Annotated in this window: 10 protein-coding genes; 3 read left to right on the plus strand and 7 right to left on the minus strand. The window is 30.1% G+C overall.

Going from position 1 to position 14438, the window contains the following annotated elements; all coding sequences use genetic code 11:
- Positions 1-29 precede the first annotated feature (29 nt).
- From ACVHXK_RS02505 to ACVHXK_RS02520, 4 genes are all read right to left on the minus strand, one after another.
- Positions 30-242, minus strand: a complete 213-nt coding sequence (locus ACVHXK_RS02505; RefSeq protein ID WP_461204776.1) for a hypothetical protein — start codon at positions 240-242, stop codon at positions 30-32.
- A gap of 616 nt (positions 243-858) precedes the next feature.
- Positions 859-1986, minus strand: a complete 1128-nt coding sequence (locus tag ACVHXK_RS02510) for a glycosyltransferase family 4 protein (protein WP_461204777.1) — start codon at positions 1984-1986, stop codon at positions 859-861.
- A gap of 13 nt (positions 1987-1999) precedes the next feature.
- Entirely contained in the window at positions 2000-2671 is a 672-nt protein-coding gene (locus ACVHXK_RS02515) for a hypothetical protein (RefSeq protein WP_461204778.1), read from the minus strand.
- Between the two features lie 28 nt (positions 2672-2699).
- The gene (locus ACVHXK_RS02520) at positions 2700-4196 is read right to left on the minus strand and encodes a TolB family protein (protein ID WP_461204779.1); all 1497 of its coding nucleotides are present in this window, start codon (positions 4194-4196) and stop codon (positions 2700-2702) included.
- 189 nt (positions 4197-4385) lie between these two features.
- On the opposite strand from ACVHXK_RS02520, the gene ACVHXK_RS02525 reads away from it, so the two are divergent.
- The 3 genes from ACVHXK_RS02525 to ACVHXK_RS02535 are packed head-to-tail and all read left to right on the plus strand — an operon-like array spanning position 4386 to position 6334.
- Positions 4386-4862 carry a DUF3794 domain-containing protein gene (locus ACVHXK_RS02525; RefSeq protein ID WP_461204780.1) on the plus strand — a complete coding sequence of 159 codons (477 nt, stop codon included), beginning with the start codon at positions 4386-4388 and terminating at the stop codon, positions 4860-4862.
- A 24-nt stretch (positions 4863-4886) separates the two neighbouring features.
- Positions 4887-5807, plus strand: coding sequence for a DUF7507 domain-containing protein (locus ACVHXK_RS02530; protein WP_461204781.1), 921 nt, complete (start codon positions 4887-4889; stop codon positions 5805-5807).
- 47 nt (positions 5808-5854) lie between these two features.
- Positions 5855-6334: a DUF3794 domain-containing protein gene (locus tag ACVHXK_RS02535; RefSeq protein WP_461204782.1), complete on the plus strand. Its 480-nt coding sequence runs from the start codon at positions 5855-5857 to the stop codon at positions 6332-6334.
- Between the two features lie 83 nt (positions 6335-6417).
- On the opposite strand, the gene ACVHXK_RS02540 is transcribed toward ACVHXK_RS02535, so the two are convergent.
- From ACVHXK_RS02540 to ACVHXK_RS02550, 3 genes are read right to left on the minus strand one after another with little or no spacing between them, the layout of a single operon-like run.
- Positions 6418-13254 carry a DUF7507 domain-containing protein gene (locus ACVHXK_RS02540; RefSeq protein ID WP_461204783.1) on the minus strand — a complete coding sequence of 2279 codons (6837 nt, stop codon included), beginning with the start codon at positions 13252-13254 and terminating at the stop codon, positions 6418-6420.
- Positions 13255-13280: 26 nt separating this feature from the next.
- Positions 13281-13781 carry a hypothetical protein gene (locus ACVHXK_RS02545; protein ID WP_461204784.1) on the minus strand — a complete coding sequence of 167 codons (501 nt, stop codon included), beginning with the start codon at positions 13779-13781 and terminating at the stop codon, positions 13281-13283.
- A 15-nt stretch (positions 13782-13796) separates the two neighbouring features.
- Positions 13797-14279, minus strand: a complete 483-nt coding sequence (locus ACVHXK_RS02550) for a DUF3794 domain-containing protein (protein ID WP_461204785.1) — start codon at positions 14277-14279, stop codon at positions 13797-13799.
- Between the last annotated feature and the right edge of the window lie 159 nt (positions 14280-14438).

The following is a 14438-nucleotide window of genomic DNA, read 5'->3' on the forward strand; positions in this document are numbered from 1 at the left end:
GTATATATATAATTTTATCTCAAGATACCCTAAATAATAAGCTTTCTTCCTGTTAATCTTTTGCCCTCATTATTATCTATTAGTGTAACTGCATCAACACCGCCTGACCTTGATGTAACAATTACTTTTTTCCTTATAATTTGAACATCTATATTAATATTACTTAGCTCTTCAATATTTATAAAAAAATGGATAAAATGGAAATAACCATTATGACAAACAAGATTGTGAAATAAAAGCATTAAACCGGTTAGCATCAAAAATAAAGAAAAAATATAAGATATGACATAGAACATGCTTGCTCATTAAATTATAATGCTATGAAAAATCATTATCTTTTAGCTCAAATTGCAGATATTTTAAGACAACTTCTTGAGAAAGGTTCTTCTATAATAAAAAGCTTAAAATCAGGTATAAAATAAATTTAAATAAATGTATGAATAGATTTTTAAACATTAGAGTTACTTTAAAAAATGTTTGTTATAATAAAGAAATTTCTATTGGTGTCATTTTATGTGATGATTGTGGCAAAATAATTGAATTCAAAACTTTCACTACTATATTACACAAACATTGCAACTCATATGATGATAATTCATGTTGTAACCATTCATGTGGTACATTAAAACGTAAAGTATCTTTTATACTACCAAAAACGGATGCCTGTCGTCGCCTTAAATTTCAAACTTGCTTATACTATGGGGAAAACAGATCAATTTGCAATAAAGAATAAGCCCGAGTAGCTACTAAATCCTTAAATCAATTCAATATTTAATTCGTTTAAACTACTCTCAACATTCTCATCTACTTATTCATCAACAATAATTCCATCAATATCCGAAATTCCTAATTAAGTATTCAATAAAATGATTCATATACACGTATAGTTTTTTTTATATTTTTATCCCCTTTGAATTTATTAACTTGCTTGCTTTGTTTGCTTATTGTTTCTTGCCTATTATGATTATTGTATATAATTTCAAGTATACCTTGTACAATATCTTTCTTATAATTAGCATCTACACAAATACCCGCATCATCAAGAATTTCTCTAAAAAAAGTTTGTTTATTACATATAACTGGTGCTTCACATGCCATAGCTTCTACTGTAGACAGTGGAAAACCTTCATAATTAGATAAATTAACTACACATTTAGCTTTACTATAAAAGTAAGGCATATCATTATAATCTACACTTCCTACAAAAATAATAGAATCAACTAAATCAAATTTTTCTACTAATCTCATAAGTTCTAAATAATATTCTCTTCTCTTACCTCTATAATCACCAATCAAAATCAATTTCAAATTACTATTACTGTATCTATTAATATCTTTATAAGCATAAATTAACTGCTCTAAATTTTTTCTTTTATGTATACTTCCCACGTAAAGTATATAATCTCCTTCAATTTTATATTTACTTTTTAAAATATTTTTACAGCTTTCTTCATCCTTCTTTTTAAACAACTCTGGACATCCTGGATAAATAACTTCTATCTTTTTTTCTGGCATATTAAAATTATTCCTAATAATTTCCTTTATTGACTCAGAAACAGTAATAATTTTATCTGATTGATCTATTGCATTTTCAAAAACTTCATTAAACTTCTTCAAATATTTATTGTCAACATAACTACTATTTATTAATGGTAGTACATCATGTACCGTTGTGACATAATGACAATGCTTTTTTTTAGGGATACTAAATCCATTATTAGGACAATGATATATATTTACTTTATTATTCAAAATATATTTTTCAATACTTTCTAAATTATTTTCTTTTCTATTTATCTTTAAATCCAAATATGAAACTTTGATATTTTTGTAATCCTTAAGTCTTAAATCCGAATCATCCCATAATAAATGGTAAGTAGGTTGAGGATAAATAGTAAATAATCCATTTAATAATTCATAAGTATATACTCCCATACCTGTTGTCTTTAGGTGAGTTATCCCTAATCCATCAATACAAATCTTCACAATAGTATCCTCCTTATAAGTACTCAGAATCAATGTCAATTAATTCTATGTTTTCTTTAATGCTCACTTCTTTAACACTATTATATAACTCTATTGATTTACTAATATTTTCTTCGTGTATCTCATGGCTATTTGCTAATGCAATGTACTCTTCATAGTGATGAAATTCATTCTCACTTCCATAGTTTTCTTCTTCTGAATATACTGAGATATTTGGCTCAATGTTATTCCTAAATTTACCTTTTTCGTATTCATGATAAATTACGTTAATAATATACACAATATTACAATATAATTGCTTCTTATCGATTAATTTAAAATATGCATCTACAATGTGAATATTTATACTATCAATTTCATTTTTTTTATCCTCCACATCTATAAAAAAATTATATGGTCGTTTAACCTCTAAAGCTCTAACTCTATCACTATCATCATAGTATAAAATCTTTATTTTCTTTTGTGAGTCTACTACTATTATTCTACTCATTGGTGAATTTATAACTCTATGAGATTCTATTTCAACGTCAATAACAATTTGATATATGCTCTTTATGTTTATATTATCTTCAATTAAAATTATTTCTGCCTCAGCTGTTTGAACTACTTGTCCTAACACTTTTTTTGGCAGTTCATTTTCTGGAGTTATCCCTACTATATCAATAAAATTTCTTACAACCCCCATATCTGATACCCCCCAATATATCCTATTTTTATATTATTCTAGTTCTATAGCTAATCTTAATATTATTTGCAAAAGTGTTAGAGATTTGTTTTACGGATTCGTCAAAAATTGTAAATTCAAATATATTATAATAATCTAATTTATTACATGAAAAATACAACTTTGTAGATTCACTATTCCAATCAAAATCAGCTATTTTTATATTGAAATCATTATTAGTACTAATGAATATATGTTTAACCAAATTATAAATATATATATTTTGATATCTTTCTTTTGCTCCTATAAAAGCTATATATCTATTATTAGGAGAAAATTTTATATTTCTTATCATTAAATTTTCATCACAAATATCCAAATCTATTCTATTAAAACTTACTATATCAATAATATAAATTTCATCCCCTTTCTCTTTACATTTTAAGGAAGCAGATATTCCATACTCTCTGTCTCCATAATCTTTTAAAGAAACATACGCAATATCTTTATTATTATTTCCCCAGCAGAAATCTTTCACATTTCCTGATGATGTTATTTTTTTTGTTTCAAGTCCATTTGAATTCATTGTATATATATCCGTATTATCATGTATTTTTTTAAAGTATGCAACCGTTTTGCTATCTGGTGATGATCTAACCTTAAAATTATTACAGTCTCTATTACTATATGTTAGCTGCTTCCATTCGTAGGTATTAATATCTACAGAAAAAATCTCCTTTTTCTCTTTTAAATATGATGAAAAATAAATTTTTCTTGCATTACCTCCCCAAGAAAAACTAGTAATTCTATTAAATATATATGGTTCTGTTATTTTTTTTACTTTTTTAGTATAAATATCAGATACACACAAAAAACTAGTATGCTTACGATAACAAATATATGCAATTTTTTTCCCACATGAAGACCATTTAGGTTTATATATTTTACAGTTATCAAAGTTAGCAATTTGCTTCTTATTAGTTCCATCATCACAAGATAAATATAGTTTACTTTTAGTACAATTATAATCCTCAGAATAACATAATACGTATGCAGTACATATTTTTAGTTCAATAAACAATGTTATATTCTTATATATAGTTCTATCATCAATTTTTTCAGTAAATACCCCTTCTAAAGTAATTTTTGGTGTAATATATTCAAGTTTTATTAAATCCTCCACTTTACTACCATATATTAAGTCAGAAATCACAATATATGTACTCTTATAACATTCATTTTCTACAACATGAACAGACTGGTCAACTTCTTTTGAAATATACATTATTTTCTGCATTAATTTTATTTCAATAGAAACTTTTTTTCCTGATAAATATTGTCCTTCATAAGATGTTCCTTTAGGTGTATTAATTACTCTTAATGACACAATTTCAGGATTAACTATAACTGATATTATTTCCTCTACATCAGGTTTTTGGCTTGGAATTTCAAGTTTTTCTTCACAAACAAACTGCTTAAACAACAGTCTTTTTTTATTCCCAAATTTATTATAATGCACGTTTTTCTTTGAATTCTTCATATTCATATATATATCTCCCCACAAAATAGTCATTCTCGTACAATATATTCAATAACTATGGAATTTATTAGTATAAAAAACTAGCTTGTACTTTTTAATTTCTTTCAAAAAAAGTCATATTAGATTACATATAACAATACTTATTTATAGTGACTTAATAAATTATTATCTTTAGAAATATTTTAGGAGGTTTTTATGGCAAGTATTGTTAAACACTTGATTGAGTACGTAGGTATTGTTGAGTATTCTCAACTTCCTCTGGACATGACTGCTTTCAAACAACTAACTGTTGAAGAAAACTTAGTTATTCCTTCTGCTAAACCAGACATAGAACAAATTGTAAGGGTTATGGCAGAAGCAATAATAACAAGCACAAAAATCATTAAAACGCCTCGTGGAACTGCTCTTGAGGGACAAATATTAACTGGCCGCAAAATCATTATTGAGGGTATTCTTAATCAAAAAATCGAGTACGTTGCAGATGAAGCAACACAACCTGTTCACGCCGCACATTTCAAAGTACCTTTTAGTACATTTATTGTACTTCCTGAAGATTTTGAAGATGGAACAGTTGTAACAATTATACCTTATATAGAAGATATCTTTGTTAAACAAACAGATAAAAGAAATATTTTCAAAAATGTAACACTACTTCTTCATGCAGTATATTAAATATTATTTAAGGAGGTGCCGTATATGGCTAATGTAGTACGTCAAGGTGTTGAAGGAATAGGTATATCCCCTTCTCTACCAAAGCTTTGTGGTAATTCATACTTTACAGAAGTAGCCATACCAGAAACTGTTATTCTTCCTACTGTAAAACCTGATATAGAAGAACTTCTTTCTGTTATGGTAGATGCTAAAATAGTATCTCTTAGAATCATCAAAACACCAGAAGGTACATCAAAAGAAGGGCAACATCTTACTGGTAGGAAGCTAAGTATTGAACTAAATCTCAGACAAAAGGTAAAATATATAGCTAATGAACCTACTCAATCAGTTCACGCTGCTCACTTTGAAAATATAGTTAATAGTATTTGGATAGTTGTTCCTAAAACTATTAATTATAAAGGTACCGATGTGCCAATCGAAACCTTATTGTTACAAGGTAAATTAATTGTTACTCCTTATATAGAAGATATTTACGGTGAACAATTAGACAAAAGAACAATATTTAAAAATATCACTCTTTTAATTAATGTAGTATCTAATTGTAGTGGAGAAGCAGCACTTACTTTAACCAAATCTGGTACAGAAGATTCCAGAACAATTTCCTACACAGTTGAAATTGAAAATACAGGACAGATAGATGCAAGAAATGTCATGTTTAGCGATACCCTTACCACTACTGCCTCAGTAGCTTATAACCTTGATTTAGAAGTGGATGGTGCTCCTGTCCCTGGAAGTGGAACTATAAATATATTTTCTGAGCCTATAAATATTGGGGATATTCCTGCTTGCACAACTGTTACAGTAACCTATAGTGTTACAGTAAATGGAGTTGCAGCAGAAACGGTTGATAATCAAGCTAGTACAGAATATGAATACAAACCATGTTCACCTGATACTACAACAAATGATAGTAACAGTTTAACTATTCCAGTTCCAGCACCATAAACAATTACCATTTTTTAAACAAATAATTTAATGCAAGGAGGTTTATAATGGGAAGTATAATAAAAGGATTAATAGAATACTCTGGTATAGCTGATATTTTTCCTGAAAACCCTAAATGTTTCAAACAATTAACTGTTCAAGAAAACTTAGTTATCCCTAGTGTTAAACCAGATGTTGAACAAATTGTAAGAGTTATTGCAGAAGTTATAATTACAGATAAAACACTAGTAAAAACTCCCGTATCTATTTCTGCTGAAGGTCAAATTTTAACTGGGTGGAAACTAATAATTGAAGGTGAATTAGTTCAAAAAATTGAATATGTAGCAGATGAAGCGACTCAATCAGTTCATGCTGCTCATTTCAAAGTGCCATTTAGCACATATATAGTTCTTCCAGAAGAATTCAGTGAAGACTGTATAGTAAATGTAGTACCCTACATTGAAGACATATATATTCAACTAATTGATAAAAGAACCCTTTTCAAAAATGTAGTATTATTCTTAGATGCAACATGTTGTATGTCATAAAATAATTTATTAAAGGTACTCATGAAATCAATTACCTTAAAAATTTAATTAAATGGGGTGTCTCTTACCCACCCCATTTAATTTTAACAACCTTTTCTTGCTTCTAAAAATAACGTCACATTTTTAAATATCCTTCTTTCATCTATTTTTCTTATAAATACGTCTTCTATTTTACCTTCTACCTTAAGTTTCATACATTTCATATAATTCTCTGGTAGTACAATAAAAGTACTGAAAGGTACATCAAACTCGGCTGCGTGCACAGACTGTGTAGGTTCATCAGCAATATATACTATCTTCTGTTTCAATTTCCCCTCTACAATTAGTTTCCAACCTGTCAATATCTGTCCTTCATAGGATTTCACAACTGAAGTTTTTATAACATTTGTATAAGTTATTTCAACATCTACAATTACTTCTAATATATCCTCCATATCTGGTTTTTGACTTGGTATAGTTAGATTTTCATCTACACTAAACTGTTTAAACATCCTCACATCTACATAAGTTATTGCTTCATTGCTTTCTATATTTATCCTTCTACTAGTTTCAATTATAAAACTACCATTTATTGTTGCTTTATTTATTAACTTAGGAGGACATATTTTAGCTATTATCTTAACTTGGAAAATTACTGTCTTCGATTCTCCTGGTTCTATACTTCCTAGATTTACATTTTGTACTGGTTGATTACCTACAAGTATCGTACCCTCAGGAATTATATCTGAGAATATAACATTATCTATAGTAACGTCTCCAGTATTTGTTACAACTACTGTATAAGTTAAAATATCTCCAACATTAGCACTTTCTTTATCTACTGTTTTTATAGCTTCTAATCCTACTCTTAATAATTCTGTTTCTACTGGATTACTCAAAGCAGGATCTCTAGGTTGTAACACACCATCTAATTCAACATCAAAGGTTACTAATGCAATATTCTCAACTTTTGGCTCATTAGGTGGTTCTGGTATAGCCACAACTTCTACATTAAATTTGATAATCACTATTTCACCAGGTAATATGCTACCAATATCTACTCCAGTTTCTGGACTAGAATCTACTGTAACTCCATCTACTGTTAAGCTTCCTTCTACAAATTCTGTTCCATCAGGAACATTATCACTAAACACAACATTCTCAGCAATTGTATTTCCATTATTTATAATAGTAACTGTATAGTGTAATATATCTCCTATAGTAGCAACTGCTTCATCTACTGCTTTTATTACATCTATTTTTATTAGTTTTACTTCTGTAGTTACCTCATCTTCAACTGGATCCCCTTCTCTTATTGGTCCACCTGGATATAAACTATAGAAAGGCACTGCCTTAGCTGCATTGGTTATTTCATATGGCAATGGTGGAAGTGGCAACGTTAAAACTTTAACCTTATAACTAAATATCACTGAAGATTGTGGTGCCATATCATCTATATCTACATCTATCAGCATAGCATTTGGTAAAGTATTATTGGTGACAGTAGCTGCTCCACTTATCAAATTAAAGCTTCCAGTTACATACTCCGTTACTACTGGCAAAGTATCTGTAAATTTAATATCAACAGGTACCGTTGATTTATTGGTTATTTGAACTGTATAAGTTAGATTCTGTCCTACTTCCACAAAAGTATTATTTGCTGTTTTGAGAAGTTCCACCTCTATTTGTTCAATAGTAGTAGTTACTTCATTGCTTGGTATATCTGTTTTGCTTAAATTAGGTGGTTGTTGTGGATCTAAACTATACTTAAAGTTTCCATGAGCTATATTAGCTATATTACCTGATAATGGTCTATTAATTACTTCTGCATCAAATTGAATAGTAGCAACATTAGGATTTGCTCTAACAATACTTATTTTCACATAACTTGGGTTTGTTCCTGTTACAGTATCCCCAGGTTGTTGTGGTGTAATCACCAATGTTCCTGGTACAAATTGCAAATCAGAAGAAAGTATATCTATTACTTCAACATCATGTGCATCAACTGTTCCTGTATTTTCTACAGTTACTGTATAAGTTATAATATCTCCTACTTCAGCAAACTCATCTGATACAGATTTCATTAATGCAATTTCTGCGATTTCTACTTGGGTATGCACCACATTACTATTCTCTGGGCCTCCTGGTTGTCCTGGACCTGGTTCATTTGGATTTAATTTAAAGTTATAAGTTACTGATCCCTCATTTGGTATATTTACAGCACTTGTCAAATCAGGATCTACCCTCACCCTAAAACTAGCTACAACTTGACTATTGCTTAAAATAGTTCCTATAAATGCCCCAGGGAATATAGTAGGATTCTCACCAGGGTTAAGTGAAAATGAGCCTTCAATAAATGTTGTGTTTGGAGGTAGTGGATCATATAAATACACATCCGTTATAGGAATACTACTTTGATTTTCAATGGTAAAAGTATATGTCAATTCCTCTCCTGGCTCTGCAAAATCTTTATCCACTTCTTTTATCAAATTAACTTCTATTTCTTCAACATTTAGTGTAAAGGAATCTTCCCTTTCTCCTGTTTTTCTTTGTTGCCCAATTTGATACTCAAAATCTATTGTAACTGTATTATCTATTATTTTACCTTGTGGTAATGATTCAATCCTTATATTATAAGTGATGCTAGTAGATGTTTGTGGTTGTAATATTTTATTTAATACTACATTATTCAAGTTTAATGGTTGAGGAAAAACTAGTATTCCATCTATTCTAAAATCGTCTTGGAAACTTGTATTTGCCGCTTGTTGTATAACATCCGTAAGTGTAGTAAGTGTGACAGGTATATTACCAATATTAACTATATCTACTGTATAAGTTACTGTGTCTCCTACCTTTGCATATTGGATATTTCCAAGAGTTCCTTTAGTTACACTTATTTCACCTTCTTGAACAATTGATGTTACTTCATTGCTTGGTACAGGTGGTTTTTCTTCTCCCTCAACTGTTAATATTACATTTGCACTATTATCTATTTCATATGGTTCAGGTGGTAATGCGTCTACAAAAACTGTTATATCTATATCAACTGTATTTCCTGGTAATATTGAATCTATAACCAATGTTATTTCTTTACCAATTACTGTTTGAGAAACTATATTTCCTCCAATTGCTGTTGCACTTACAAAGCTAGTTTCATTTGGTATAATGTCTTGTACTACTACATTTTGTAGTGGAACAATCCCGTCATTTTCTACACTTATTGTATAAACAAAGTTTTCACCTAGCTCTACAAATTGAGGCCCTACTTTTGTTACTATTACAGAAGCTATATTTGTTTCTACAATATTAGTATCTTCTGTTTCTGTAATAATAGGTCCACCTGGATTTAGTGTATAATCAAAATCAACTGTTCCTACATTTTGTATAGGATTTGATACTATTGAATCTACTTGTACTTGGAACTCTATAATTATAGTATCTGTTATAGGTTTTAATTGCCCATTTACCCTAACTATTATTTGTGGAGTTGTCTGTATTATATTTGTTACTATTGGAATGTTTGCAGTTACATTAAGTGAATTTGTTACATAACTTGTTCCGGTTGGTATTGTATCCGTAAAGAGTACACTGTCTATATTTACTGTTCCTGGATTTGTAATTTCTACTATATAAGTTAATCTATCTCCAACTACTGCATTTATCCTATCAACACTTTTTAGTGCATCTATATCCGGTGTCTGTATATCTACTATATATGAATCTTCCCCTTCACCTGTTCTTCTCTCTTGACCTATTTGATAATCAAAATCTATTGTAACTGTATCATCTATCTTTTCATCTTGAGGAAGAGAGTCAATTCTTACATCATAGGTTATTATTGTGGATTCTTGTGGATCTAATATATTTAAAGGTGATGCTGTAGTTAAATCCACATTGTTCAAACTAACTGGTTGAGGAACTAGTGGAACTCCTCCTATAGTAAAGTTATCTTGGAAACTTGTATTTGCAGCCTGTTGTATAACATCTGTAAGTGTAGTAAGTGTCACCTGAGTATTACCAGTATTGGTTACAACTATACTATAAGTTACTGTATCTCCTACCCTTGTATTTGATATATCGCCCTCAGTACCTTTATCTACAAGTATTGATCCATCTCCCACAATTGTAATTACTTCATTACTAGGTACAGATGGTTTTTCTTCCTGATCAACTGTAAATGTTACAATTGCAATATTATCTATTTCATATGGATCAGGTGGTAAAATATTCACACTAACTGTAATATCAATAGTAACTGTACTATTTACTAGTATTAAATCTAATACTAAGGTTATATCCTTATTGTTTATTATTTGTGCTATTATATTAGCTCCATTTGCCGTTGCACTTACAAAACTAGTTTCATTCGGTATAGTATCATTAATTACCACATTCTGTAATGGTACTTCTCCATTATTATTTATTGCTATTGTATAAACTAGATTTTCTCCTAATTGTACAGCTTGTGGTACACTCTTGGTAACAATTATAGAAGCTATATTTGTCTCTACAGTATTACTATCCTCAGTTTCAGTTCCAGTCTCTTGTGGTCCTATTTCATATATATAATCAACTGTTGCTGTATTTGTAACAGGATTTGATACTATTGAATTTACTCTAACTTGGAATGTTATAGTTATTCTATCTGTCTGCACATCTGGATCTGTAGATATTGGATTTAAATTTCCATCTACCTGAACTTGAATTTGTGGACTTGTTTGTATCACCGTAGTTATAATTGGAATATTTGCAGCTACATTAAGTGAATTTGTTACATAACTCGTTCCAGCTGGTATAGTATCTGCAACTGTAACACTGTTTATGACAGTGTTACCTGGATTTGTTATCTCTATTGTGTAAGTTAATATATCTCCTATTGCTGCATCTAATTTATCAACACTTTTTAAAGCCTCTATATCTGGTACTACTATATTAGTTGTTGCTCCGTTACTTTCTGGAGATGTTAATTGGAGTGGTTGCTGAGGATCAAAATTGTTTACATAATTAACAGTTGCGTTATTTATGATTTGGGTAGGCGGTACGGCTGCATTGTGTGTAGCATTAACGGTTATTGTAAGGACATTCCCTGGTCCTGGTGCTGCTGGTATAACTAAACCAAGTAACCCACTTGGAAATATTATCTTCTTATTAATAGTATCAATGAAAGATGCTGTCGGTGTTACATCTAATATTGTAAATGTGAAAAAGTCAAATAAATTTGGATCTACAAGTTCTATATCATATGCCGGCTGATCTCCCACATTTGTAACAGTATAGGTGAATGTTACTGTTCCTCCTTCTTCTATACTTGTTTGAAGATTTCCATCAACTTGTTTATCAACTAGTAAAAATGGTGAATCAGAAGGTATAACTACTAGTGATGTACATGTATTTAAAGTCAAAGGATTTTGAGGCGTTGAGAAAAAATCGTCTCCATAAGTTGCTGTAAAACCTATTGGATAGTCTCCTGGACTTCCAGGCGCAGTATAATTTAGCACATCAAATGTTATTTCTTCTCCTGCATCTAATGTAATACCACTCCAAGTTAAAGTAAATCCTGTAGGTAATGTTCCTGTAATACTAGTTGGCGGAGTACTATAATTACTTGGATTCATATTTGGAAGTAAGGTAACAGATATATTACTATTTATTGCTTCTCCTCCACCTATATTTTTAACTGTGAAGTCATAATTATTAGTAGAACCAGCAGTAATTGCATTAGGTGTAAAGCTTAAATCTAATAAAGGTTTTGTAACTGACAAAAATATTGAATTTAATACGAATTTGTAATATAAATTTGACATCTTATCAGTATATGGTACCTTCGAATCATAGCTATGTCCACCTTCATATACTATAGCACCTGCACCTGGGTTATTAGGAGAATAGGTACTTCCCTGATAAGGTCCACCTATCATAAAATCATATTGTGTAGTTACATCATCTTTAGTTTCTGTAAAATATGAGAATATTTTAGTGGCAGGAAGATAATTTACTGGATTGTTCCCTGTTTCATCCATGTTCCAAGTTTGTACACTTCCTCCAGGCAACCCTTGAACTTCACCAGTATCAACTGCTTGAAGAAGTGGATTTTCAGCTTCACTTTGATTTATAAAGAAATCTTCCCCTTTGTTCTCTTCTTTAATTCCAGTAGAAGTTAAAAAATAAGCATTATTTTCTATTGATACTATAGACTCACACATAGAGTGTAAATGTCCACCAAGTTGTAAAAATTGGTCTAGTTGTGGCAAAGTATTTCCTAGATCTGTCCAAACATCTTCACCTGTATGCGGAGATATAAAAATATCATAAGCTCTCTTCCTACAATTTAAATCTGCAGTATTTCCAAAAAATCCTCCTGCATCAATTTGTTCTGATGTTAGTATACTTGGCGATTCCTTATCATCCCATTCTGGTGGTATTGTATAATTATTAGGAAATACTGTATAGTAATCAGGTATTCCTGCTACATCTAAATATTCTGTTACAATACCATTATTTTTATCCTCAACAGAAACTCTAGGTGGCCTTATAAGTTTTGCTGCTGTTTGTACTGTAACTGCCGAACCAACAAGTTCATGTATAAATACGGCTGGTGGATCAGGGTCTGCTGAATTCCAATCATTTATAATCTGTTCTACTAATGCTTGATTTTGTGGAGTTATTTCTATAATAAATGGTCCACCTGTATAAGAGTAGTTTGCTGGAACATTAGCTGTTCCAAATTCTCTAACAGAGGCTATAAAATCTACAGTTGAAAAATTAGTTTTAGTAGGATTTATTGCCCAATAAACATATATTGGAGTTCCAGGATTTATTACATTGTTGTAAAGAAGTTTAAATATCAAACCATATGCACGATACATCCCATTGTCTTGAGATATTGTGTCCATAGGTATAATTAATGTTCCTGGTTGAAATGTTACTGATTGATAAGCCATACTAATCCTCCTTTCTTTTTATATTTTCAACATGAAATAGTTACATCAATAAGCATTGTTATATTTTTAAATACAGTTCTATTGTCCTTTTGTTCTGCATATATATCTTCTATATATGGGGAAACTATGATTCTATCGGCTTTTAAAAGTCTCTCTATTGGAATATTGTCAATCTGCTTTGGAACAACAACAAATACACTTTGCATAACATCTTCATAGTGAGCTGCATGAGCAGGTTGAGTTGTTTCATCTGCTACATATATTACCTTTTCTCTAAGCTTTAGTTCCATTATTAGCTTTTTTCCACTTAAAAGATGTCCTTCGTATGATACTGCACATGGTGTGTCTGCAATTCGCATAGATAGTATTTCTGGTTCAACATTAATAGTTAGCACTTGCTCTATATCTGGTTTTTCTGGAGGTATCTTTAACGTTTCCACAATTGATATTTCTGTAAAATATAAAGGATTCTCTGGTAGTTCACTTGAAACTCCTAATGTTTTTATAGTATGTCTTTTTTCATCCATACTGTTTCTCCTTTCTTATAAAATACGTGCAACTAACAAAATAGTTGTATTCTTAAATATTTGCCTTTTATTAAGCATCTCAGCATAAATATCTTCGATATAGCCTTCTACATTTACACATGTTTCTTCATTAAAATCTGGAGGAAGCACAATAAAAATGCTTATAGGTACATCAAAATGTGCTCCATGCACAGGTTGAGTAGTCTCATCCGCTACATATTGTACCGTTTGTCTTAATTCTCCTTCTACAATCACCTTCCAGCCTGTTAAAATTTGTTCATCAAGTGAAACTCCAACGGGAGTCTTTATAACTTTTGTATTGGTAATGACTAATTCTGATTTTATCTTAACAATCTGCTCAATATCAGGTTTTGCAGAAGGTATATCTAGTGTCTCTTGAACATTAAATTCCTTAATTGGTGCAATATTTTCACTGAATTCAGGTATAAAATCAGCTAATCCATCATATTCAATTAAGTTTTTTACTATACTTCCCATTTAACCACTTCCTATGTTTGGATATTTTATACTCAATATAATATATTCCTTTAAAATTCATATGTTACATTCCTTGTTCTATACATCATATAACTGATCATATAACTTTATAATTGTGTAATTAAAACTTATATTTATAAATATACTTTAATTAAGATA

This window comes from Clostridium sp. DL1XJH146 (assembly GCF_054819755.1).